The sequence below is a fragment of the Pseudomonas sp. CFBP13509 genome (assembly GCF_005233485.1).
GTDB classification, from domain to species: domain Bacteria; phylum Pseudomonadota; class Gammaproteobacteria; order Pseudomonadales; family Pseudomonadaceae; genus Aquipseudomonas; species Aquipseudomonas marginalis.
This window is the reverse complement of record NZ_QGAA01000006.1, coordinates 190489-214214: the sequence shown is the minus strand read 5'-3', so window position 1 is coordinate 214214 and position 23726 is coordinate 190489. Positions and strand designations below refer to the sequence as shown.

Sequence of the window (23726 nt, the reverse complement as noted above, 5' to 3'; positions counted from 1 at the left end):
AATACGTGCCTGAACAGACCCGATCAGCATTTTTTTAACCTGCTTTTTTAAATCTATCTGCCCTGCCCGTCGGCCCGAGGATGGCCGCTGCCCCTCAAGCCTGATAAAATCGCGCGCCTTCGCAGACCGTCAACGGCTGGGCCTTTTACCAAAAGTGCCCGCCCGCTCGGTCGTTACCCCTGAATCCCCCCTAAAGGCCTGGATCATGAGCAAGCAACCCTCCCTGAGCTACAAGGACGCCGGTGTAGACATCGACGCCGGTGAAGCATTGGTCGAACGCATCAAGAGCGTTGCCAAGCGCACTGCGCGCCCCGAAGTCATGGGCGGCCTGGGCGGTTTTGGCGCCCTCTGCGAGATCCCGGCCGGCTACAAGCAGCCTGTATTGGTTTCCGGTACCGACGGTGTGGGCACCAAGCTGCGCCTGGCACTGAACCTGAACAAGCACGACAGCATCGGCATCGACCTGGTGGCCATGTGCGTCAACGACCTGGTGGTATGCGGTGCCGAGCCGTTGTTCTTCCTCGACTACTATGCCACCGGCAAGCTGAACGTCGAGACCGCCACCCAGGTGGTGACCGGCATCGGCGCCGGCTGCGAACTGTCGGGTTGCTCCCTGGTCGGCGGCGAAACCGCTGAAATGCCAGGCATGTACGAAGGCGAAGACTACGACCTGGCCGGCTTCTGCGTCGGCGTGGTGGAAAAAGCCGAGATCATCGACGGCTCCAAAGTGGCTGCCGGCGACGCCCTGCTCGCCCTGCCATCCTCCGGCCCGCACTCCAACGGCTACTCGCTGATCCGCAAGATCATCGAAGTGTCCGGTGCCGACATCGAGAACATCCAGCTCGACGGCAAGCCGCTGACCGACCTGCTGATGGCCCCGACCCGCATCTACGTCAAGCCACTGCTCAAGCTGATCAAGGACACCGGCGCGGTCAAGGCCATGGCCCACATCACCGGCGGCGGCCTGCTGGACAACATCCCGCGCGTACTGCCAAAAGGCGCCCAGGCGATCGTCGACGTGGCCAGCTGGCAGCGTCCTGCGGTATTCGACTGGCTGCAGGAAAAAGGCAACGTCAATGAAACCGAAATGCACCGCGTGCTGAACTGCGGCGTGGGCATGGTGATCTGCGTGGCGCAGGAACACGTTGAAACCGCGCTGAACGTATTGCGTGAAGCCGGCGAGCAGCCTTGGGTCATCGGCCAGATCGCCACCGCTGCCGAAGGCGCGGCTCAGGTTGAACTGAAGAACCTCAAGGCTCACTGATGCCTCGGACCTGTGATGTCGTGGTGCTGCTTTCCGGCACCGGCAGTAACTTGCAGGCCCTGATCGACAGCACGCGCACCGGCGACAGCCCGGTGCGCATCGCTGCGGTGATCTCCAACCGCAGCGACGCCTACGGCCTGCAACGCGCCAGGGACGCGGGTATCGAAACCCGCTCGCTGGATCACAAGGCTTTCGAAGGCCGCGAGGCCTTCGACAGCGCCTTGGTCGAACTGATCGACGCCTTCAACCCCCAACTCGTGGTACTGGCCGGTTTCATGCGCATTCTCAGCCCTGGCTTCGTGCGGCACTACGAAGGGCGCCTGCTGAATATCCACCCTTCCCTGCTGCCCAAGTACAAAGGCATGCACACGCACCAACGCGCCCTGGATGCCGGTGACAGCGAGCATGGCTGCAGCGTGCACTTCGTCACCGAGGAACTCGATGGCGGGCCTCTGGTCGTACAGGCAGTGGTTCCGGTAGAGTCTGACGACTCGGCGCAGACCCTTGCGCAACGGGTTCATACCCAGGAACACAGGATTTACCCGCTGGCTGTGCGCTGGTTTGCCGAGGGGCGGTTGATTCTTGGTGACCAGGGTGCATTATTGGACGGTCAGTTACTTGCGGCCAGCGGCCACTTGATTCGAACCTAGGAGATTTTATGCGTCGCGCCTTGCTCTTCGCTTTTGCGCTGTTCGCCTTGCCTGCCGTGCAAGCGGCAGATCTACACCCGTTCTCCGCCAGCTACACCGCCGACTGGAAACAGTTGCCCATGAGTGGTTCGGCAGAACGCAGCCTGACCAAGAACGGTGACGGCACCTGGACCTTGAACTTCAAGGCTTCCATGATGATCGCCAGCCTGACCGAAACCAGTGTGATCCTGTTCGACAAGGACACCCTGCAACCGAAGAGCTACGCCTTCGAACGCGGCGGCCTGGGCAAGACCAAGAAGATCAACCTGGACTTCGACCCGTCGACCAAGAAAGTCACGGGTTTTGAAAACAAAGACCCGGTCAATGTGCCCCTGCAAAGCGGCATGCTCGACAAGTCGACCTACCAGTTGGCCTTGCAGCGCGACGTGGCAGCCGGCAAGAAAAGCATGAGCTACAACGTGGTTGAAGGCACCGACGTCGACACCTACGACTTCCGTGTGATCGGCCCGGAAAAGGTCCAGACCAAGGTCGGCAGCATTGACGCGATCAAGGTCGAGCGCGTACGCGACCCGACTCAAAGCAAGCGCATCACCCAGATGTGGTTCGCCAAGGACCTGGGTGGCATCCTGGTAGCCCTGCGTCAGGTGGAAACCGACGGCAAGGAATACAACATCATGTTGCAAGACGGTACCGTTGACGGCAAAGCCATCAAGGGCAGCTGATTGGATTGATGAGCTGAGAAGAGCCTCGCTGAATGCGGGGCTTTTTTTCGTCTGGGGGTTTTGGGTTCAAGTGTCTGCCGTCATCGGGAGCCCAACATGAAACTTCTGTCATAAACCTCTAAAGCGGTTTACTTAGCAAGCTAACAAACCGTATAAAAAGACCTGCGACGACTTGCCGCATACCCACCAGAAATTGGAGCAAGCAGATGACTGTAAAAGTAACTGAACGCGACGACGAACATATGTCCCACGAAGCGCTGGGCCATGGGATTCACATCTGGGATGTCCACCAACAAGACCTGCTGGTCGGCATGTTTCATAACGAGAGCGACGCTCATAATTATAAAAACGAGCTCGAAGCCCTTGAGATGAAACGCCAGGCGCAAAGCTCCTGAAACTTCAAAATCCTGTAGGCCCCCCAGCCCCACGCAGCTGGGGGGCCTATAAAACACAAACCCCGCCTTTTGAGCGGGGTTTGTGTGTTCTGGGGCTGCTTCGCAGCCCAACGCAGGGCAAGCCTGCTCACCACAATTCGTAGCTACAGCCTTACCACATCAAATCATCCGGGATCTGGTAGGCCGCGTACGGATCATCCTCATCCGGCACCTGGCTTTCGGTGAGGATATTGAGCTGCACGATACGTTCCGGGGCGCGCTCCTGGATCTTCAGCGCGGCTTCACGGGGGATCACCTCGTAGCCGCCACCGTGATGCACGATGGCCAGGGAGCCGTTGCTCAGCTTGTTGCGCATCAACGTGTTGACCGACAGGCGCTTGACCTTCTTGTCATCCACGAAGTTGTAGTAGTCCTCGGTCGTGAGCTTAGGCAGGCGCGAGGTCTCGATCAGTTGCTTGACCTGGGCCGTACGGGCCTTGGCCTCGGCTTTTTCCTGTTGCTGGCGGTTCAGCTCCTGGTCACGCTTGACCTTCTCGGCCTGCGCTTCGGCGGCCAGGCGCGCCTGGGTGTCATCGGCCTCGATCTGGCCCTTGTGGACCAGGCGCTGCTGCTTCTGTTTCTCTTTGCCGACCTGCTTGGCCTGCTTTTGGTTGACCAGACCTGCTTTGAGCAACTGGTCGCGAAGGGAAAGGCTCATGGTGCTTACTCACTTAGGCAACTGCTCAACCGCAGCTGGACACGTTCTTTTCCTGACGTTTGGCTTCGCCCCACAGGGCGTCCAACTCTTCGAGGGTGCAATCTTCTATGGGTTGGTGGGTGTCGCGCAATGCCTGTTCGATAAATCGGAAGCGTCGCTCGAACTTGGCATTGGCGCCACGCAGCGCGGTTTCCGGGTCGACCTTGAGGTGACGGGCCAGGTTGACCGCCGCGAACAGCAGGTCACCGACTTCATCGGCGATGGCCTCCGGGTCGTTGTCGGCCATGGCTTCGAGCACTTCGTCCAGCTCTTCGCGCACGTTATCCACCACCGGCAACGCCGATGGCCAGTCGAAGCCGACCTGGCTGGCGCGCTTCTGCAATTTGGCGGCCCGGGACAGGGACGGCAAGGCGCTGGGCACATCGTCCAGCAGGGACAGCTGCTCCGGCGCGTCGGATTTTTCCGCACGCTCCTCGGCCTTGATCTGCTCCCAACGTTCCTTGACCTGTTCTTCACTCAGTTGAGGAATATCCATCGGCGCATACAGATCGCCGGTCGGGAACACATGGGGATGGCGGCGAATCAGTTTGCGGGTGATGCTGTCGATCACCCCGGCAAATTCGAAACGCCCCTCTTCCCGCGCCAGCTGGCTGTAATACACCACTTGGAACAACAGGTCGCCCAACTCACCCTGCAGATGATCAAAGTCGCCGCGTTCGATGGCGTCGGCCACTTCGTAGGCCTCTTCCAGGGTGTGCGGGACAATGGTCGCGTAGGTTTGCTTGATGTCCCACGGGCACCCGTATTGCGGGTCCCGCAGGCGGTTCATCAGGTGCAGCAGGTCTTCAAGTGAATACATCATGGTGTGCGGTTACGCCGTGTCTCGATGATGTTCGGCAACTGGGAAATCCGCCCCAGCAGCCGCCCCAGCGCGTCCAACCCCGGAATCTCGATGGTCAGGGACATCAACGCGGTGTTGTCCTCTTTATTCGAGCGGGTGTTGACCGCCAGCACGTTGATGCGCTCATTGAGCAGCACTTGCGAGACGTCGCGCAGCAGGCCGGAACGGTCGTAGGCACGGATGATGATGTCCACCGGGTAGGTGAGCACCGGCACCGGACCCCAGCTGACCTGGATAATCCGCTCCGGCTCGCGCCCGCCCAGTTGCAGCACCGAGGCGCAGTCCTGGCGGTGAATGCTTACGCCACGGCCTTGGGTGATGTAGCCGACGATGGCATCCCCCGGCAACGGCTGGCAGCAGCCGGCGATTTGCGTCAGCAGGTTGCCGACGCCCTGGATCTGGATATCGCCGCGCTTGCCGGGCTTGTAGCCGGTGGCCTTGCGTGGGATCAGCTCCAGTTGTTCGTTGCCGCGCTCCGGCTCGACCAGTTGCTGGGCCAGGTTGACCAGTTGCGCCAGGCGCAGGTCGCCGGCACCGAGGGCGGCGAACATGTCTTCGGCGATCTTCATGTTGGCCTTTTCGGCCAGCTTGTCGAAGTCCACCTGGGGCAGGCCCAGGCGGCCCAGCTCGCGTTCGAGCAGGGTCTTGCCGGCGGCGACGTTCTGGTCGCGCGCCTGCAGCTTGAACCAATGGACGATCTTCGCCCGCGCCCGCGATGTGGTGATGTAGCCCAGGTTCGGGTTCAGCCAGTCGCGGCTCGGCGTGCCGTGCTTGCTGGTGATGATCTCGACCTGCTCGCCGGTTTGCAGGCTGTAGTTGAGCGGTACGATGCGCCCGTTGATCTTGGCACCTCGGCAGTTATGGCCGATCTCGGTGTGCACGCGGTAGGCGAAGTCCAGCGGCGTGGCGCCCTTGGGCAAGTCGATGGCATGGCCGTCGGGGGTGAAGATGTAGACCCGGTCCGGCTCGATATCCACGCGCAACTGTTCGGCCAGGCCGCCGATGTCGCCGAGTTCTTCGTGCCATTCCAGCACTTGGCGCAGCCAGGAGATTTTCTCCTCGTACTGGTTGGACCCGGCCTTGACGTCGGTGCCCTTGTAGCGCCAGTGCGCGCACACGCCCAGTTCTGCCTCTTCGTGCATGGCGTGGGTGCGGATCTGCACTTCCAGCACCTTGCCCTCGGGGCCGATCACCGCGGTATGCAGCGAGCGATAACCATTTTCCTTGGGGTTGGCGATGTAGTCGTCGAACTCCTTGGGAATGTGCCGCCACAGCGTATGGACGATACCCAGCGCGGTGTAGCAGTCGCGCATTTCCGGCACCAGCACGCGCACCGCACGCACATCGTAGATCTGGCTGAAGGCCAGGCCCTTGCGCTGCATTTTGCGCCAGATCGAGTAGATGTGTTTGGCGCGGCCGCTGATGTCGGCATCGACCCCGGTGGCCTGCAGCTCGGCGCGCAACTGGCCCATCACGTCGCTGATAAAGCGCTCACGGTCGAGCCGCCGCTCGTGCAGCAGCGTGGCGATCTGTTTGTATTGATCAGGTTCGAGGTAGCGGAAGGACAAGTCCTCCAGCTCCCACTTGATATGGCCGATACCCAGGCGGTGGGCCAGGGGCGCGTAGATGTCGAAGACTTCGCGGGCAACGCGGTTGCGCTTTTCGTCGTCCGCGGTCTTCACCGCACGGATTGCGCAGGTGCGTTCGGCCAGCTTGATCAGGGCGACACGCACGTCGTCGACCATCGCCACCAGCATCTTGCGCAGGTTTTCCACCTGACCCTGGGTGCCCAGCACCATGGACTGGCGCGGGCTGAGGCTGGCGCTGATGGCGGCCATGCGCAGCACGCCGTCGATCAGCTTGGCCACCACCGCGCCAAAACGCTGGCTGACGGTCGGCAACTGGATGTGCCCTTCGCGCACGCCGCGATAGAGCACGGCGGCGATCAGCGAGTCCTGGTCCAGCTTGAGATCGGCAAGGATCTCGGCGATTTCCAACCCGGTGCGAAAGCTGGAAGTGCCTTCGGCCCACAGGTTCTTCGCTGCATTGTCTTGTTGCTCAGACTCACGAGCGAACTCGCAGGCTGCTTTCAAGGCTTCACGGTCCAGTGCCGGGTCGACACTGATGGCATGATCCAGCCATGCCTCGAGATTGATACTGCCGTCGGTGTTGATCGGCTGGTGTGCTCTCACCTGTACCATCTTGCTTACCTTCCCTATGACGCACCTTGGATGCGCCAAAATCATCGCCGACCTTTTTACTGCGAGCTCCGCGGCAGATCATAGGCCTTGGAGAACGCAGGCCAGTCGGATTAAACGGGCATCCTAGCCCGCTTCAAATAACGCCATGGCCTCGACATGCGCTGTCTGCGGAAACATGTCGAGGATCCCGGCACGTTTTAGCCGGTAGCCTTGCTTGACCAGCTCAACCGTGTCCCGCGCCAGCGTCGCCGGGTTGCAGGACACATACACCAGGCGCCTGGCCCCCAGGGTGGCGAGCTTGCGCACAACCTCCAGGGCACCATCGCGGGGTGGGTCCAAGAGTACCGCAGAAAAGCCCTGTTTGGCCCATTCCACGTCATTCAAAGGCTGGGACAAATCGGCCTGAAAAAACTGCGCATTATGCAAATTGTTGCTGATGGCGTTCCGTGCAGCCCGGTCCACCATGGTCTGCACACCTTCCACCGCCACCACTTCGCACACCTGTTTCGCCAGCGGCAGGGCAAAGTTGCCCAGGCCGCAGAACAGGTCCAGCACCCGCTCATCAGGTTGCGGCGCCAGCCAGTCCAGGGCCTGGGCAACCATCGCCTCGTTGACCGCGGCGTTGACCTGGACAAAATCCCCCGGTCGGTACGCCAACTCCAAGTCCCATGGGTCCAATCGAAACCCTAGTGACTGATCGGGCTCAATCGGTTCCGGCTGACCTTCACCATGCAGCCACAGCTGGGCGTCATGGAAGCTGCAGAATTCTTTCAGGATCAGCAGGTCCGCCCCCGACAACGGCGCCATATGCCGCAGCAACACGGCGACGGACGAACCACTGAACAACTCCACATGCCCCAGGGCCTGAGGTTTGCTCAGGCGGCGCAGCATGTTCGGCAGGCGCTGCATGATCGGTTGCAAGGCCTGTACCAGCACCGGGCAATCATCGATGGCGACGATGTCCTGGCTGGCCACGGCGCGGAAACCCACCTCGAGCTTCTTCGCCTTGGCATCCCAACGCACCGCCACCCGGGCGCGGCGCCGGTAAGCGAATTCCGGCCCACTCAATGGAGCGGCCCACTCCTGCGGTTCGACACCGGCCACGCGGGACAGTTGCTCGGCGAGCATGCGCTGTTTCAGGGCAAGTTGTTCGGCATGGGGCAAGTGCTGCACGCTGCAACCGCCACAGCGACCGAAGTGCGCGCACGGTGCCGGACGGCGCAGTTCACTGGCCGTGAACACACGCTCGGTGCGGGCCTCGACCACCTTGCCGTGGGTGCCCAACACTCGCGCTTCAACCTCTTCGCCGGCCAGCGCACCGTTGACAAACCAGGTGCGGCCTTCAAAGAACACGATGCCGCGGCCGTCGTTGGCCAGGCGCTCGATGGTCAGGCGTTGCTTCTTGCCCACGGGAATCTGTGGGGCCCGGCTGCCGCCCGTCGGTTGGAAGCGCAGGCCTCTCTCGTGCTTGGCCATCAGTTGGGTTCGTCGAAAATGCCGGTCGACAGGTAACGGTCGCCTCGGTCACAGATGATCGCAACGATCACCGCGTTTTCCACTTCCTTGGACAAGCGCAACATACCCGCCACGGCGCCGCCGGACGACACGCCGCAGAAGATGCCTTCTTCACGCGCCAGGCGGCGGGTGGTGTCTTCGGCTTCACGCTGGGCCATGTCGATGATGCGGTCCACGCGCGTCGCGTTGTAGATCTTCGGCAAATACTCTTCGGGCCAGCGACGAATGCCTGGGATCGCCGCGCCTTCCATTGGTTGCAGGCCGACGATCTGGATCGCCGGGTTCTGCTCCTTGAGGTAGCGCGAGTTGCCCATGATGGTGCCGGTGGTGCCCATGGAACTGACGAAATGGGTGATGGTGCCCTGGGTCTGGCGCCAGATTTCCGGACCGGTGGTGGTGTAGTGCGCTTCGGGGTTGTCCCCATTGGCGAACTGGTCCAGCACCTGGCCACGGCCTTCGGCGGCCATGCGCTCGGCGAGGTCGCGGGCGCCTTCCATGCCTTCTTCCTGGGTGACCAGCACCAACTCGGCGCCATAGGCGGTCATCGCCGCCTTGCGCTCGGCGCTGCCGTTGTCGGGCATGATCAGCACCATCTTGTAGCCCTTGATCGCGGCGGCCATGGCCAGGGCGATCCCGGTATTACCCGAGGTGGCTTCGATCAGGGTGTCGCCGGGCTTGATCTGCCCGCGCAGTTCCGCGCGGGTGATCATCGACAGCGCCGGGCGGTCTTTTACCGAGCCGGCCGGGTTGTTGCCTTCGAGCTTGAGCAACAGGGTATTGCTGGTTTCACCCGCCATGCGTTGCAAGCGGACCAGGGGCGTGTTGCCGACGCAATCGGCGATTGTAGGGTACTGCAAGGTCATGGCGTATTCGCAATCCAGACTGCGGGGGCGAACATCATACCGGGAAAGGTCGGCTGGCCATATCACGCAAAGTGTGGTGCTTATGGCTTAAAGGAATAAGCGAGGGAGGTGCTGGCTGGGCGGGCGCCATCGGGGCATGGGTATCTACACAACTTCCAGTGAATACGGAATCTATGGCAATTAGGCTTCTGTGGTGAGCGGGCTTGCCCCGCTCACCACAGAGTTATGTGTCAGCCTTTAAGAGTTGTGTAGATACCTATGGCCATCGGGGGCAAGCCCCTCCCACACTGGACCGCATTCTCATGCTGGAACTCGGTCGAATGTGGGAGGGGGCTTGCCCCGATGGCCGCGCCTCGATATCCCGCCTAGCGCAAATGCCCATCGCCATGATTTCTCCGAAAGACCTCCTCCCCCATCGCCGCAATCTGCCCTTCGATCAATGCATCAAACGGCTTGAGCAACGGCTCGAACGACACCGGCGCCTCCAGCACCTGCAACGCCTGCACAATCGCCTCCACCGTCGACAACGCCCCTGGCCCCGGCGCCTTGCGCAGTCGATAGCGGGACACGGCGCCCTCGACCAGCGTCACCCGAGGCAGCGCCGCCAGCAAAGGATTGAGGTGCAGCAGTTTGCGCGCCTTGCGCCAGGTGCCGTCGGGCACCACTAACAATAACGGCTGATCGCCGGGAGCATAGGCTTGCAGCGGCTGTGCATCGTCAGCCGGAAACAACAGCCGCGCCTGATAGCCGGGCGGGTTCAACAGGGTCGGCAAGTCATCAAAGACCTCGCCCACCACCAACTGCGCATTGTTCAATCCCAACGCCGCCAGCCGCGCGGTATTGAGCGCATGGTTGACCTCACTCGGGTGCTGCAAAACAAGCACACGTGTGCGGCTGTCGAGGCTGGGAATCAGCGCGCACAGGCAATGGGCGGCGGGCCTGAGGCAGCGGGAACAGTGGGGTCGGGACATGGTTGTTCAGGCCTGGTTGAGCTGGGCTTTGAGTAGATCGCGGAAGGTCTGGATCAGCGGTTCGCGGCTGCGACCCCGGCGCATGATCATCGAGAACGGCGCCTGGTAGCCGAAGGTCGCCGGCAGCAATACGCGCAGGTCGCCCTTGTCGGCCCAGGCCTGGGCGTAGTGCTCGGGCAGGTAGCCGATGTAGGCACCCGAGAGCACCAGGATCAGCTGCGCTTCCATACTTTCCACCGTGGCGGCGCTGTGTTTGAAGCCGTGGCGCGCCAGTTCGGCCTGGCTCCAGTAGCCGCGCCCGACCATGCGCTGCTGGGTGATCACCTGCTCGGGGATGCGTCGTTCGCTGAACAACGGATGGCGGGTGCTGCAATACAACCAGTGCTGCTCGCGGTACAGCGGCATGTAGATCAGCCCGCTCATGCGGTTGGAGAAGGCACCGATGGCCAGGTCCAGGCGGTTGTCCTGCACGCCGAGTTGCAGTTCGTAGGGGCTCATCACCGATAGATTCAGGTGCACCGCCGGGTGCTCCAGGCTGTAGGCGCCGATAACCTCGGCGAACGGCAAGGCCTTGTCGCTCACTGTAGAGTCGAGCACGCCGAGCTTGAGCGTCCCGCGCAGCTCGCCCTTGAGCGCGGCGGCGTATTGCTCGAAGCCTTCCAGTTCGCCGAGCAGGCGCAAGGTTTCCTGGTGAAACAGCTCGCCCTTGCTGGTCAGGCTGAACCCACCCCGCCCGCGATGGCACAGCACCAGGCCCAACGCACTTTCCAACTGGCTCATGTAGGTGCTGATGGCCGAGGTGGACAGGTTGAGTTCGTGCTGGGCATTGGCGAACCCCTGGTGGCGCACGACGCTGACGAAGATGCGCAGGAGTTTCAGGTCGGGCAAGGCGCTGGCCATGGTCGGCTCCGGGTGTAGATGTGGGCAGTCTACCTGCCCGCATTAGTTTAGAAAAACCTGAACTAAGTATTTGCCCCTGCCGATTCTTCCCTTCCTGCGCTTTTCGCAGAATCGGCCCCTGATAAACACAACAACGATGAGGCAATCCCGTGGACAAGATTTTCCACCAACCACTGGGCGGCAACGAAATGCCGCGCTTCGCCGGCATCGCCACCATGATGCGTCTTCCCCACCTGCAATCGGCCAAGGGCCTGGATGCGGCCTTTATCGGCGTGCCCCTGGACATCGGCACCTCGCTGCGCGCCGGTACCCGCTTCGGGCCGCGTGAAATCCGCGCCGAGTCGGTGATGATCCGCCCTTACAACATGGCCACCGGTGCCGCGCCGTTCGACTCGCTGTCAGTGGCGGATATTGGCGACGTGGCGATCAACACCTTCAATCTGCTGGACGCCGTGCGCATCATCGAAGAGGCCTACGATGAGATTCTCGAGCACAACGTGATCCCGATGACGTTGGGCGGCGACCACACCATCACCCTGCCGATCCTGCGGGCGATCCACAAGAAACACGGCAAGGTCGGGCTGGTGCACATCGATGCCCACGCCGACGTCAACGACCATATGTTCGGCGAGAAAATCGCCCACGGCACCACCTTCCGCCGCGCCGTGGAAGAAGGCCTGCTCGATTGCGACCGCGTGGTGCAGATCGGCCTGCGCGCCCAGGGTTATACCGCCGAAGACTTCAACTGGAGCCGCAAACAGGGCTTTCGCGTAGTGCAGGCCGAAGAATGCTGGCACCACTCCCTCGCGCCACTGATGGCCGAGGTGCGGGAAAAAGTCGGCGGCGGCCCGGTGTACCTGAGCTTCGACATCGACGGCATCGACCCGGCCTGGGCGCCCGGCACCGGCACCCCGGAAATCGGCGGGCTGACCACCATCCAGGCGATCGAAATCATCCGTGGCTGCCAGGGCCTCGACCTGGTTGGTTGCGATCTGGTAGAAGTTTCGCCGCCCTACGACACCACCGGCAACACCTCGCTGCTGGGCGCCAACCTGCTGTACGAGATGCTCTGCGTACTGCCTGGCGTGGCGCACCGCTGATGAGCGTGCCGCAGGTATTGAAAGCCGCCGCCGACCTGGTGTCGGCCTTTGCGCGCAACGACCGCGCCGCCTACTTCGGCGCGTTCACGGCCGATGCCAGCTTTGTGTTCTACACCCTCCCCCAACCGCTGCTCAGTCGCGATGCCTACCAGGCGTTGTGGGACAGCTGGCGCCGGGATGAAGGATTTGAGGTGCTGTCCTGCACCTCAAGTAACGCCGTGGTCAGCCTGCAGGGTGACGTGGCGATATTTATCCATGACGTGGCCACCGAGCTGCGCATGAACGGGGAGCAATTCTTTAGCCAGGAACGCGAGACCATTGTCTTCAAACGCCAAGGATCTCGCACAGAACAACAAGAAGGCCCGTGGCTGGCCTGTCACGAACATTTGTCCGCTATGCCGGAAGGGCTGCCGTCCCCTTAGCCAATGTGATCGGAGCTGATCATGAATAATAAAAACAACGATAAAAGTATTCGCACAATAGAAACCAACGGGGTCGAACAGATCCCGGACAACGAACGTACCGCCACCCCCAAGGATCTGTTCCGCCTGATCTTTGGCGGCGCCAATACCTTTGCCACCGCCGTGCTCGGTTCCTTTCCGGTGTTGTTCGGCCTGTCGTTCCAGGCCGGCGTCTGGGCGATTGTGCTGGGTGTGCTGGTGGGTGCGTTGATCCTGGCGCCGATGGGCCTGTTCGGGCCGATCAATGGCACCAACAACGCAGTGTCTTCCGGTGCGCACTTCGGCGTGCACGGGCGGATTGTCGGCTCGTTTCTGTCATTGCTGACGGCGATTGCCTTCTTCTCACTGTCGGTGTGGAGTTCAGGCGATGCGCTGGTCGGCGGTGCGAAACGGCTGATCGGCCTGCCGGAAACCGACCTGACCCTGGGCCTGGCCTACGGCGTATTCGCCATGCTTGTCCTGACGGTGTGCATCTACGGCTTTCGCTTCATGCTGTGGGTCAACCGCATTGCGGTCTGGGCGGCAAGCCTGCTGTTTCTGTTGGGCATCTTCGCGTTCGCGCCGACCTTCGACAGCCACTTCGCCGGCACCGTAGCCCTGGGCCAGACCGGCTTCTGGGCGGCCTTTATCGGCGCGGCGCTGGTGGCCATGAGCAACCCGATTTCCTTCGGGGCGTTCCTGGGTGACTGGTCACGCTATATCCCGCGTGAGACGCCGAAAATGCGCATCATGCTGGCGGTAGTCCTGGCACAGATCGCCACCTTGATCCCGTTCCTGTTCGGCCTGACCACCGCCACCATCGTGGCGATCAAGGCGCCGGACTACATCGCGGCCAACAACTACGTCGGCGGTCTGCTGGCGGTGGCACCGACCTGGTTCTTCCTGCCGGTGTGCCTGATCGCGGTGATTGGCGGCATGTCCACCGGCACCACCTCGCTGTATGGCACCGGGCTGGACATGTCCAGCGTGTTCCCGCGCCTGCTGTCGCGGGTCAAGGCCACGCTGCTGATCGGGGTGATGTCGATTGCCTTCATCTTTATCGGACGTTTCGCCGCCAACCTGGTGCAGAGCGTGTCGACCTTCGCCGTGCTGATCATCACCTGCACCACGCCATGGATGGTGATGATGATCATCGGCCTGATCGTGCGTCGCGGCTTCTACTGCCCCGATGACCTGCAGGTGTTTACCCGGGGTGAAACCGGCGGCCGCTACTGGTTCAGCCATGGCTGGAACTGGCGCGGGCTGGGGGCCTGGATTCCGAGTGCGCTGGTGGGCCTGTGCTTCGTCAACTTGCCGGGGCAGTTTGTCGGGCCGCTGGGCAACCTGGCCGATGGCATCGATATCAGCCTGCCGGTGACGCTGGGGTTGGCGTCGGTGGTGTACCTGACGTTGTTGCGTGTGTTTCCGGAGCCGGCTTCGGTGTATGGCCCCAAGGGTCCGCTTCGCAGCCCTGCGGGAGCAGGCTCCGCTCCCACAACAAGTTCGCCTGTTACCTAAAACAATAATCGGAGACCCGCCGTCATGGCTTTGGATTTATTCGTCGTACTCATCTACGCCGCCGGCATGCTCGTGCTCGGCTATTACGGCATGCGCCGCGCCAGGACCCACGAAGACTACCTGGTGGCCGGTCGCAACCTGGGCCCGTCGCTGTACATGGGCACCATGGCCGCCACGGTACTGGGCGGTGCATCCACCGTCGGTACCGTGCGCCTGGGTTATGTGCATGGCATCTCCGGCTTCTGGCTGTGTGCGGCGTTGGGCATGGGGATCATCGCGCTGAACCTGTTCCTGGCCAAGCCGCTGCTCAAGCTGAAAATCTTCACCGTCACCCAGGTGCTGGAAAAACGCTACAACCCCATGGCCCGCCAGGCGAGTGCGGTGATCATGCTGGCCTATGCGCTGATGATCGGCGTGACCTCGATCCTGGCCATCGGCACGGTGCTGCAAGTGCTGTTCGGCCTGCCGTTCTGGATTTCGGTGTTGCTGGGCGGTGGTGTGGTGGTGGTCTACTCGACCATCGGCGGCATGTGGTCCCTGACCCTCACCGACATCGTGCAGTTCGTAATCAAGACCGTCGGCCTGATGTTTATCCTGCTGCCGATCTGCCTGTACCGCGTCGGCGGTTGGGATGAGCTGGTGGCCAAGCTGCCGGCATCGAGCTTCAGCTTCACCGCGATCGGCTGGGACACGATCATCACCTACTTCATGATCTACTTCTTCGGCATCCTGATCGGCCAGGACATCTGGCAGCGGGTGTTCACCGCCCGCGACGAAAAGGTCGCCAAGTACGCAGGCACTTTCGCCGGCTTCTACTGCATCCTTTACGGCCTCGCCTGTGCGCTGATCGGCATGGCGGCCCATGTGCTGATTCCGGACCTGGACAACGTCAACAACGCGTTCGCGGCCATCGTCAAAGTCTCGCTGCCGGACGGCATCCGCGGCCTGGTGATCGCGGCGGCACTGGCGGCGATGATGTCCACCGCCAGCGCCGGCTTGCTCGCCGCCTCCACCGTATTGACCGAAGACCTGCTGCCACGCCTGCGCGGCGGCAGACAATCGAGCCTGGCAATCAACCGCCTGTTCACGATGCTGACCGGTATCGTCGTGCTGGGCATCGCACTGGTGGTCAATGACGTGATCAGCGCCCTGACCCTGGCCTACAACCTGCTGGTGGGTGGCATGCTGATCCCGCTGATCGGCGCGATCTTCTGGAAGCGCGCGACCACGTCGGGGGCAATCACCTCCATGAGCCTGGGTTTTGTAACGGCGCTGGTGTTCATGTTCAAGGATGGCCTGGATGCGAACACGCCGATCTACTACAGCCTGGCAGTGGCGCTGGTGAGTTTTGTGCTGGTGAGTGTGTTGTCACGCCGGCCAGAGGGGGTCGCGGCCAGCGCGGTTTGAGATAGAGCGGGATTTAGAGCGGTTTCTTCAGCGGGCGCGACGTCGGATGTCGCGCCCGTTTTTTATCATGAGTACATTGTGGAAACTGCTGGCGCCTTAGTCTGGATGATTTCCTCGACCAAGGAGGCCCACACCAATCCCTGGGTGGTGCCCCCGGCATACGTTCCGCCGGCGGCAATGCGGTTGTAGGCGGAGCAATAAACTATCGACAGTCCATCAGGCTCCTCTCCTTCCATGGCCGTGACGACGAACTGTTCTCTGCTCAGTTCAGCAATGCGGGCCGGACTCAGATGCTGGGGCAGGAACCAAACCCCAGCGCGCCGCAAAAGCGCCTCTATCTCATCCATCAAATGCGCAATGCCCAGATCGTCGCCCGATGCGTCAATTGATGGATTGTCGGCCAGAAACTTTTCAAACAGCTCAATGCCTGCACGGTTGCACTCCACGGCCAGGTACTGGTTTCCAGGCGTCAGATAAGCGTTGTCCAGCGGCTTTGCAGTCGTCTCCGTGGCTGAAAGGTGGCGCATGTTCACCTGCTTATGACTGGCGCCATCGCTCTGCTGATGTCCTCCGTAGACCGAGACCTGATAATTGGCCAGGCGGAACATCACGGCTTGGAGCAGGCCGTTGATGCCTCGACCGATGATCGATACGCGCGGCGCGCCGGCATCTGCCTGTTGCGCGGGGATCATCAATGAGTGGGCAAGTTTGCGCCGGACCAGGCAGCGCAAGGCGGTCAGGCTCAGTTGAATCGAGACAGCATAGTCAAGGTCGCCATGGCAGGCTTCAGTCATTGCCGCCTGGGTTGTCAGGGTCGCCGGTTTGCGCCACTTGGAGACACTGCAGCCGAGTGCCTGCGCGCGCACCCGAAATGCATCCAGTGTCCCAGGCCCGTAGTCCAATACAAGCTGGATAGCTTCAGCCGTTGCCAGGGCCCGCAAAGCGTCATCGCTGAAGACATCCGGCTTGGCGACGCAGACCAGACGAGCCTGTCTGTGCAGGCACTGAATAAGGGCCCGATCAATGCGATGGGTGGACTCATCATTCAGGGATAAACAGATAGCGACGGCACGAGCCCCCTCCAGCACCTCGAACCAGTCCACGTCAAAGGACACTCGGCTGTCGGAATAGGCTCTGCCGAGAGTGTCCGGCCTCTGACCATGTCGATCCAATACCTTGATCCGAACCTCCGGATCTCGATCAAGCAACAACTTGACCAGCTCCCTGCCCACGTTGCCGTATCCCAGCACACAGATGTCGCGCGGCAGGGAGCCATCGGCCAGTGTCAGCCAGCGCGCCATATAGGCGGCGACATGTGGCGCGTTGACCCCCGGCGTATTGACTACGCGGATGTCGTTGGAGCCGCAAAGGTCCAGTCGCACCTTATCCAGGCTCGTACCTCTGCGGATCAAATGGAGGTCGCCAAACGGGTGGGATATGCGCCATTGAGCGATGACGTCTGCATCGATCGCCTGGTCCCCGACAATGATCGCCGATGGACTCAGGAGACCGATCTGTATGAGCAGATCGTGTTTGGTCAATGTCGGGGGAAAGAACACCACGTTACTGGGTGCGTGAGCTTTCCAGGCTCTCGACACCGGTGCGAGATGCAGGATATTTCCGGTTATGGCGATGAGTGACGCGGCGACTGGCTGAATGGAAGAGAGCCTCATAGCTGTGTCTCCAACACTTCTGACGGACTGATGCCTCGCAGAGAGCCCTTCAATAAAGGTGGGCGTTATTGGAAGGCCGTTGAGGAACTCAACCTACGCTCATGGTTTGAATTGAATAAGCCAGCCAATTCTGATGAACAAGTAGCCTGATTCCGACACGTGAAGGTCAGAGGCCTGACTGACCTGCATGGATTCGGACTACTTGCCTAGGTTACCGAGGGATGACAGGCAGTTCCTGAAAGCAGACGCTCGCATCCGAACGATTGTTCAGACACTGAGGCGAGTGAGTGTTAGGGCGTGAGGGTGCTATCGCGCAGGCCCGAGGCAAGGGTGACTTGGGCGGCGAAGAGCATGGCTGGCGTTAAAAGTTCTGCATGGACGCTGCGACGTGGGATGTCACGCCCGCTGGTTTTGCCTGGCGCAAAATAAACGGTGGGAGCGGGCTTACTCGCCCCCACCTTTAATCCTGCTTCAGCCAGAGATTATCTGCGGCGAGGACGACGCTGCTCGTCATCGGTACGAATCGGCACCGGTTGCAGGGGTGGCTCGATCAAGCCCAATGCAACGCCAAGGTCGTGGAGCCAGTTCTGGATTTTCTCTTTCATGGTTTGCCCCCTTTGAGGGAAATGCTGGTCGGCGCAAGTTCTGTCGCCTTTTCCTACATTGATAGTAGCCCTAAGTCCTACGTATTGCTTGAATGAAACCACAACGAACTGTTACTGAATTGATGCAAATCCTGACGGATCGCTCAAGCAATCGCACGTGCGTCTTGCAGGACCTCGGCCCTGCCCTCTTGCTGCAGGTCGATCCATGCGTTGAGGTTAGCGCCGAGCATACCCTTTCGCCACATCAGCCAGGTCGTCGCAGTGGCAAATTGCCCTGTCAGCGGATGAACGGACACGCTGTCCTTGCCTGGCAAGCTGTCGAGCATGGATTCGGACATCAGCGCCACCCCTGAACCGGCGATGACACAGGCGAGCATGCCTTGGTAAGACTCGATCTCAATCGCCCGCCCCATGGCGACGTGCTCGTGGGAAAACCAGGTTTCCAGCCGCGTGCGGTAGGCGCAACTGCGGCGAAAAGTGAACACCGAACGGCCAGCAACATCCTGTGGCCCGCGCACCGGTGGGTGGTCGGCTTCGCATATCAGCACCAGGCGTTCTTCGCACAGGGCCACACCGTCCAGGGAGGCAATCGTGATGGGCCCGTCCACAAATGCGGCGTCCAGGCGACCGGTGATCAACCCTTCGAGCAGTTCACCGCTGGGCGCCGACAGCACTTGGAGGTTCACCATCGGATACGCCTTGTGATAGCACGCCAGCAGCTTCGGCAAATGCACTGCTGCCGTGCTGTACATGCTGCCCAGTACAAAATTGCCGGCCGGTTGCCCGCCTTGCACGGCGCCATGGGCTTCATCATGCAGCGCCAGCAGACGAGTGCTGTAGTCCAGCAACACCTTGCCCGCCGGAGAAAGCTGCAAGCGCTGGCGCTCGCGCACGAACAATTCCACGCCAAGCTGTTCTTCCATCTGCTTGAGCCGGGTCGACAAGTTCGACGGCACTCGATGCAGGCGCTCGGCAGCGCGGGTGATGGAGCCCTCTTCCGCCACGGCCTGGAAGATGCGCAATTGACTGAACTCCATGGCTTTCTCCAAAACTGAACAAGTTACTCACTATTATTCATTTTTACAGAAAGTCAATCCGCTCTAGCCTGACGGTATTCGCTTACCAGCAGGACACCCGACCATGTCACCCCTCACCCGCTTACTCGCCAGCTTTATCGCCCTGATGATGGCCATGGGCATTGGCCGCTTCGCCCTTACCCCGCAAATGCCCCACTTGCTCAGTGAAGGCCAGATCGACCTGACCGGCGCCGGACTGATCGCAGCGGCCAATTACCTGGGCTACTTCGTAGGCGCGGTGGATTCGATTTTTGCGCGCAGCCATCACCATGTGCGGGGTCGCCTGTATGGCGGGCTCTGGTTGTGCATGCTGCTGACCCTGGCGTCGTACTGGGCCCAGGGTTTCTGGCCACACATGCTGTTGCGCTTCGGTACCGGCGTTGCAAGTGCCTGGGCATTGGTGATGATCACCAGCCTGAGCCAGCCGCTGGCGATTGCCGCCGGGCGTGCACGCCTGGGCGCCCTGGTGTTCGCCGGGCCGGGGCTGGGGATTGTATTGACCGGGTTGCTGGCGCTGGGCTCCAACCTGTTGGGCCAAAGCTCTGCAACCTTGTGGCTGATCTACGGCGTAGTGGCGCTGGTGATGCTGCTGGCAATCTTGCCCTTCCTGCCACAGCCGTCCGCCGTCACTGCGCCTGTTGCAAGCCGCGCCGACACGGCCAGCAACGGCAGCATTACTCACTTGTGCTGGATCTACGTGTTGTTCGGCCTGGGCTACATCATTCCGGCGACCTTCCTGTCACAGATGGCCAGCGCGCAATTCAAGGGCGCCTGGCAGGCTGATCTGTTCTGGCCCTGCTTTGGTTTGGCCGCGGCGATTGGGGTAGTGGTCGCAAGCCTGCGTCCCAAGGACCCGGACACCACCCGCCGCTGGCTGATGACCACGTTGTGGCTGCAGGCGGCCGGGGTATTCGCCTGCCTGCTGGGCAACGGTTGGGGCCTGGCGCTGGGGGTGTTGCTGTGCGGCGGGCCGTTCCTGGCCTGCATGCAGTTGGTGATGGCGCGCCTGCGGGACGTTGCGCCCCACGGCTATCAGCGCAACACCGGGCTGCTGACCGCCAGCTTTGCCATCGGCCAATTGAGTGGGCCGTTGCTGGCGTCGGTGAGCAGCCACCTGAGCGGTGGCCTGCAACCGGCGTTGGTGATTGCCGGTGCAGGCCTGTCAGTGGCGGGAGGGGTGTTGGTCAGCCGGCGACCAACGGTGCCGGCGCACGAACCTGCTCACGCCGCGCCAACACCAGGAAAAACAGCCCACCCAGGAAGCAGCCGGTGAACCAGGCAAAGTTAGCCATGCCCTGCAACGCCGGCGTGAAGGTAATCGCAACACCCACCAGTGTCGCAGGCACCAGGGCCTTGACCGCCGTCCAGTTCACACCGCCGTCGAAGTAATAGCGCCCGCTCGGGCTGTCATCGAACAGCGCGTCCACGTCGATCTTCTGCTTTTTGATCAGGTAGAAGTCCACCAGCAGAATCCCGAACAGCGGGCCGATAAAGGCCGCGAGAATATCCAGGGTGTAGTGGATCATCAGCGGGTTATTGAACAGGTTCCACGGGGTGATGAAGATCGACGCCACCGCGGCGATCATGCCACCGGCGCGCCAGCTGATTTTGCTCGGTGCGACGTTAGCGAAGTCGAACGCCGGGGACACGAAGTTGGCAACGATGTTGATGCCGATGGTGGCAGTCACAAATGCAAAAGCGCCCAGCAGCACCGCCATGCTGTTATCAATGCGCGAGACGGTAGCGATCGGGTCATGGAGCATTTCGCCAAACACCGGCAAGGTGCCCGAGACGATCACCACGGTCACCAGGGAAAACGCCAGGAAGTTCACCGGCAGGCCCCAGAAGTTGCCACGCCGCACGTCCTGCATGCTGCGGCAATAACGGCTGAAATCACCGAAATTCAGGGTTGGCCCGGAAAAATACGACACCACCAGCGCCGTCGCCACGATCACTTGGCCGAACGCCTGCCAGCCCGACAGGGATTTTTCCGCCAGGGTAAAGCTGATATTCGCCCACCCTGCCTTCCAGACGATCCAGCCGGCCAGGGCAAACATCACCGCATAGACCACCGGCCCCGCCCAATCGATAAAGCGGCGGATGGACTCCATGCCGGCCCAGAACACGGCCGCCTGCAACACCCATAAACTGAGGAAACCAAACCAGCCCAGGTAAGACAGGCCGGCAAAATGCGGCTCTGCAAACACCGCCATCTGTGGGAAAAAGCGCAATACCACAATGATCAGGGCACTCGACGCCAGGTAGGTCTGAATCCCGTACCAAGCCACCGCAATCAAGCCGCGAATCACGGCGGGAATGTTCGCGCCGAACACGCCAAACGCCAGCCGGCAGATCACTGGATAGGGCACGGCGGCCTGCTGGCTGGGCTTGGCCACCAGGTTGGCAATCAATTGCACAATGCAAATGCCTGCCAGCAAGGCAATCAATACCTGCCAACTGGCCAGCCCCAGCGCAAACAGACTGGCGGCGAACACATAGCCACCCACGCTGTGCACGTCACTCATCCAGAAGGCAAAGATGTTGTACCAGGTCCACTTTTGCGGCAGCGGCCCCAGGTCCTGGTTGTACAGGCGGGGGCTGTAGCCTTTGGGCAATTGTTCGGTCATCGCGGGCTCCTCGTCATACCGGCCTGCGCTTCCGTCACGGGGTGCATACGGGAGGCGGCATGGTTTGTATACGAGACAGTCAGCAGAATACGTGCCAATAGCACACAATCCCTCTAAAACCGCGTTCCAAAGGGCTACACAGAGCTTTAGTAACGGGGACTGCGCTCAGCAACGGTGCAGATTAATCCTGTACACAATCACCGGTGCACCCGATGTGCACACAAGTACCCGACCGTGCAGCAAGCCGATGTGAGGAAGGCGCCCCAGGCCATGTCCATCACCGCCAACCCGCCGGACCAGCCTTGCAGCGTGGCCCAGTTGCTCAGGTCATAGGTGCCGTAGGCCACCACGCCCAGCAACGCACCCAGTCGGGCCGCGCGTTGCCAGCTGGCACTGGGCAAGACCACGAACACCACGCAACCGAGGACATACAGGAGATAGAACAGCACTGCGGGCAACAGGCGAGGCTGATCGAGCATCAGCGGACCCAGCAGGGATTTGTAGGTCGGGCCCATGAGGACGCCAAGCCAGAGGCCGTCGAGGATCAGGAAGGCAAGCAAGGTGCCGAGGTAGGCGAAGACAGACTTCTTGGACATTGATGCAGCCTCTGTAGGAGCGAGTTTGCTCGCGAAAATATTCCAGGCGCATCACGGTGTCGGATGGACCTTTTTCGCGAGCAAGCTCGCTCCTACAGAAGAGCAAACCGCACTCAGCTTAGTTCAATGCGATCCGCGTGAATCACGATCTGGCCCTGCTTGTAGAGCGCACCAATGGCCTTCTTGAAGTTGCCCTTGCTCACGCCAAACAAGTTGCTGATCACCGCCGGGTCGCTCTTGTCGCTGACCGGCAAACTGCCGTTGTTTTCACGCAACTTGGCGAGGATCTTCGAGTTGAGGCTGGACGCCGCTTCCTGGCCGACCGGTTGCAGGCTCAGGCTGATGTTGCCATCGGCGCGGATCTCTTTGATAAAGCCTTTCTCTTCCTTGCCCGGGCGCAGAAACTTGAACACTTCGTTCTTGTGGATCAGGCCCCAGTGCTTGTTGTTGATGATCGCCTTGAAGCCCATGTCGGTGGCTTCGGCGACCAGCAGGTCGACTTCCTGGCCCACGACGTAGTTGGCCGGCGTCTTGTCCAGGTAGCGGTCGAGGCGCGCGGTCGCGGTAATACGCTTGGTGTGTTTGTCGAGGTAGACATGCACCACGCAGTATTCACCGGCGGTCAGCTGACGTTTCTCTTCCGAATACGGCAGCAACAGATCCTTTGGCAAGCCCCAGTCGAGGAACACGCCAATACTGTTGACTTCCACGACTTTCAAACTGGCAAATTCGCCGACTTGAACTTTCGGTTTTTCGGTAGTGGCGATAAGTTTGTCATCGCTGTCCAGATAAATGAAAACGTTAAGCCAGTCTTCATCTTCACTGGGAATATCTTTGGGGATATACCGATTAGGCAAGAGGATTTCGCCATCTTGCGCCCCATCGAGGTACAAACCAAAGTTAGTGTGTTTAACCACTTGCAAGCTGTTGTAGCGCCCGACTAAAGCCATTTCCAATACCCTCATTGCGTGGGCGGCATTCTACCCGAGTTGCGCTTGCCACGCGCGTGCGCCTGAAAAATCGCGGGTTTGCCTGGCGTTCCAGTGGCAGCGCCCCGCTCGTCCGATCATTCGGCTGAGTTTTGCCACGCCGCCGGTGCCGGCTCAGTCCGTGGTTTCGAGTTAAAACAGTAAGTTAGGGGCTAATATCAAAAATAAACTTTGGCTGTTTTCAGCTGCCGCTCTTATTCCCGGGGGATATTTACCGAGCAATTGTCAAGTATTTCCTGTACGATGCCTGGCCAAGTTAATTTTCTACAGGTTAGTGGCCGCCATGCGTGTAAAAGCATCCAACAGCAAAGCAAAGCCAGCTCCCGCCGTTGAAACCAGCGAATCGATCAACAGCCAGATTGCTGCTTTCCTCAAGTCCGGTGGCGAAATCCAGCAAATTGCCAAGGGCGTGAGCGGCCAGACTTTCGGCCCGTCCAAGCAGATCAGCCTGGGTAAAAAGTAATACCGCGCAGCACATCTGGTCCCTAAGCGTCTTGCCTTCAAGGCGCTAGGACTAGAGCCCGAAATACCCTCTCGCGTCACCTTCAGAACGTGCAAATCGACGAACGGGCCTCACCTCCTGACATTCGCCGGTATGCTTGCACACGTCTAGCAC

23 protein-coding genes are annotated in these 23726 nt (G+C 60.9%); 10 read left to right on the top strand and 13 right to left on the bottom strand.

The features are described 5' to 3' along the window. The first annotated feature begins 205 nt into the window (after window positions 1-205). The 4 genes from purM to PspCFBP13509_RS12350 all read left to right on the top strand — a co-directional run bounded on the left by purM (window position 206) and on the right by PspCFBP13509_RS12350 (window position 3031). Window positions 206-1264: a phosphoribosylformylglycinamidine cyclo-ligase gene (gene purM / locus PspCFBP13509_RS12365; protein WP_014719398.1), complete on the top strand. Its 1059-nt coding sequence runs from the start codon at window positions 206-208 to the stop codon at window positions 1262-1264. After that, window positions 1264-1914 (top strand): phosphoribosylglycinamide formyltransferase, encoded by a 651-nt coding sequence (gene purN, locus PspCFBP13509_RS12360; protein WP_065924915.1) that lies wholly within the window; start codon window positions 1264-1266, stop codon window positions 1912-1914. The genes purM and purN overlap by 1 nt, the downstream gene beginning before the upstream one ends. Before the next feature lie 8 nt (window positions 1915-1922). Continuing rightward, window positions 1923-2636 carry a DUF3108 domain-containing protein gene (locus tag PspCFBP13509_RS12355; protein ID WP_027603794.1) on the top strand — a complete coding sequence of 238 codons (714 nt, stop codon included), beginning with the start codon at window positions 1923-1925 and terminating at the stop codon, window positions 2634-2636. A gap of 206 nt (window positions 2637-2842) precedes the next feature. Then, window positions 2843-3031 carry a hypothetical protein gene (locus PspCFBP13509_RS12350; protein WP_065924914.1) on the top strand — a complete coding sequence of 63 codons (189 nt, stop codon included), beginning with the start codon at window positions 2843-2845 and terminating at the stop codon, window positions 3029-3031. Window positions 3032-3182: 151 nt separating this feature from the next. Here PspCFBP13509_RS12350 and PspCFBP13509_RS12345 read toward each other — a convergent pair whose 3' ends face one another. The 7 genes from PspCFBP13509_RS12345 to PspCFBP13509_RS12310 form a co-directional block, all read right to left on the bottom strand. Continuing rightward, entirely contained in the window at window positions 3183-3728 is a 546-nt protein-coding gene (locus PspCFBP13509_RS12345) for a DUF2058 domain-containing protein (RefSeq protein ID WP_010208656.1), read from the bottom strand. Window positions 3729-3753: 25 nt separating this feature from the next. After that, window positions 3754-4587: a nucleoside triphosphate pyrophosphohydrolase gene (mazG, locus tag PspCFBP13509_RS12340; protein WP_137212143.1), complete on the bottom strand. Its 834-nt coding sequence runs from the start codon at window positions 4585-4587 to the stop codon at window positions 3754-3756. Next, window positions 4587-6830, bottom strand: a complete 2244-nt coding sequence (gene relA, locus PspCFBP13509_RS12335; RefSeq protein WP_027603791.1) for a GTP diphosphokinase — start codon at window positions 6828-6830, stop codon at window positions 4587-4589. Before relA ends, mazG begins: the two co-directional genes overlap by 1 nt. A 123-nt stretch (window positions 6831-6953) precedes the next feature. Further along, the gene (gene rlmD, locus PspCFBP13509_RS12330; protein ID WP_137212109.1) at window positions 6954-8306 is read right to left on the bottom strand and encodes a 23S rRNA (uracil(1939)-C(5))-methyltransferase RlmD; all 1353 of its coding nucleotides are present in this window, start codon (window positions 8304-8306) and stop codon (window positions 6954-6956) included. After that, window positions 8306-9208 carry a cysteine synthase CysM gene (gene cysM / locus PspCFBP13509_RS12325; RefSeq protein ID WP_015885254.1) on the bottom strand — a complete coding sequence of 301 codons (903 nt, stop codon included), beginning with the start codon at window positions 9206-9208 and terminating at the stop codon, window positions 8306-8308. Before cysM ends, rlmD begins: the two co-directional genes overlap by 1 nt. Before the next feature lie 365 nt (window positions 9209-9573). Further along, on the bottom strand, window positions 9574-10179 hold the full coding sequence (locus PspCFBP13509_RS12315) for a tRNA-uridine aminocarboxypropyltransferase (RefSeq protein WP_137212108.1): 606 nt from the start codon (window positions 10177-10179) through the stop codon (window positions 9574-9576). Window positions 10180-10185: 6 nt separating this feature from the next. Then, window positions 10186-11079: a LysR family transcriptional regulator gene (locus PspCFBP13509_RS12310; protein ID WP_065924693.1), complete on the bottom strand. Its 894-nt coding sequence runs from the start codon at window positions 11077-11079 to the stop codon at window positions 10186-10188. Window positions 11080-11228: 149 nt separating this feature from the next. Here PspCFBP13509_RS12310 and speB point away from each other — a divergent pair, with 149 nt between their 5' ends. The 4 genes from speB to PspCFBP13509_RS12290 are packed head-to-tail and all read left to right on the top strand — an operon-like array spanning window position 11229 to window position 15544. Next, on the top strand, window positions 11229-12179 hold the full coding sequence (gene speB, locus PspCFBP13509_RS12305; protein WP_027603787.1) for an agmatinase: 951 nt from the start codon (window positions 11229-11231) through the stop codon (window positions 12177-12179). Then, complete coding sequence (locus PspCFBP13509_RS12300; RefSeq protein WP_137212107.1) at window positions 12179-12601, top strand: YybH family protein; 423 nt, start codon at window positions 12179-12181, stop codon at window positions 12599-12601. The genes speB and PspCFBP13509_RS12300 overlap by 1 nt, the downstream gene beginning before the upstream one ends. A gap of 21 nt (window positions 12602-12622) precedes the next feature. Continuing rightward, window positions 12623-14137, top strand: coding sequence for a purine-cytosine permease family protein (locus PspCFBP13509_RS12295; RefSeq protein ID WP_065946849.1), 1515 nt, complete (start codon window positions 12623-12625; stop codon window positions 14135-14137). Window positions 14138-14161: 24 nt separating this feature from the next. After that, on the top strand, window positions 14162-15544 hold the full coding sequence (locus PspCFBP13509_RS12290) for a sodium:solute symporter (protein WP_065924696.1): 1383 nt from the start codon (window positions 14162-14164) through the stop codon (window positions 15542-15544). 65 nt (window positions 15545-15609) lie between these two features. Here the strand turns inward: PspCFBP13509_RS12290 and PspCFBP13509_RS12285 are convergent, their stop codons facing one another. The 3 genes from PspCFBP13509_RS12285 to ptrR form a co-directional block, all read right to left on the bottom strand. Continuing rightward, window positions 15610-17217: an NAD(P)-dependent oxidoreductase gene (locus PspCFBP13509_RS12285; RefSeq protein ID WP_137212106.1), complete on the bottom strand. Its 1608-nt coding sequence runs from the start codon at window positions 17215-17217 to the stop codon at window positions 15610-15612. Between the two features lie 482 nt (window positions 17218-17699). Further along, window positions 17700-17822, bottom strand: coding sequence for a PA1414 family protein (locus PspCFBP13509_RS31960; RefSeq protein WP_003193089.1), 123 nt, complete (start codon window positions 17820-17822; stop codon window positions 17700-17702). Between the two features lie 143 nt (window positions 17823-17965). Further along, window positions 17966-18859 carry a putrescine utilization regulator PtrR gene (ptrR, locus tag PspCFBP13509_RS12280; protein WP_065924698.1) on the bottom strand — a complete coding sequence of 298 codons (894 nt, stop codon included), beginning with the start codon at window positions 18857-18859 and terminating at the stop codon, window positions 17966-17968. A gap of 103 nt (window positions 18860-18962) precedes the next feature. On the opposite strand from ptrR, the gene PspCFBP13509_RS12275 reads away from it, so the two are divergent. Continuing rightward, window positions 18963-20171, top strand: coding sequence for an MFS transporter (locus PspCFBP13509_RS12275; protein ID WP_074847429.1), 1209 nt, complete (start codon window positions 18963-18965; stop codon window positions 20169-20171). Here the strand turns inward: PspCFBP13509_RS12275 and PspCFBP13509_RS12270 are convergent. From PspCFBP13509_RS12270 to PspCFBP13509_RS12260, 3 genes are all read right to left on the bottom strand, one after another. Next, window positions 20083-21525, bottom strand: a complete 1443-nt coding sequence (locus tag PspCFBP13509_RS12270; protein WP_065924700.1) for an NCS1 family nucleobase:cation symporter-1 — start codon at window positions 21523-21525, stop codon at window positions 20083-20085. The genes PspCFBP13509_RS12275 and PspCFBP13509_RS12270 overlap by 89 nt on opposite strands. A 197-nt stretch (window positions 21526-21722) precedes the next feature. Further along, a complete protein-coding gene (locus PspCFBP13509_RS12265) occupies window positions 21723-22121 on the bottom strand; it encodes a DUF2177 family protein (protein ID WP_137212105.1) in 399 nt (132 codons plus the stop codon). 113 nt (window positions 22122-22234) lie between these two features. Then, entirely contained in the window at window positions 22235-23071 is an 837-nt protein-coding gene (locus tag PspCFBP13509_RS12260) for a CvfB family protein (protein WP_027603778.1), read from the bottom strand. 322 nt (window positions 23072-23393) lie between these two features. Here PspCFBP13509_RS12260 and PspCFBP13509_RS12255 point away from each other — a divergent pair, with 322 nt between their 5' ends. Then, on the top strand, window positions 23394-23573 hold the full coding sequence (locus tag PspCFBP13509_RS12255; protein ID WP_003193095.1) for a hypothetical protein: 180 nt from the start codon (window positions 23394-23396) through the stop codon (window positions 23571-23573). Window positions 23574-23726 lie beyond the last annotated feature (153 nt).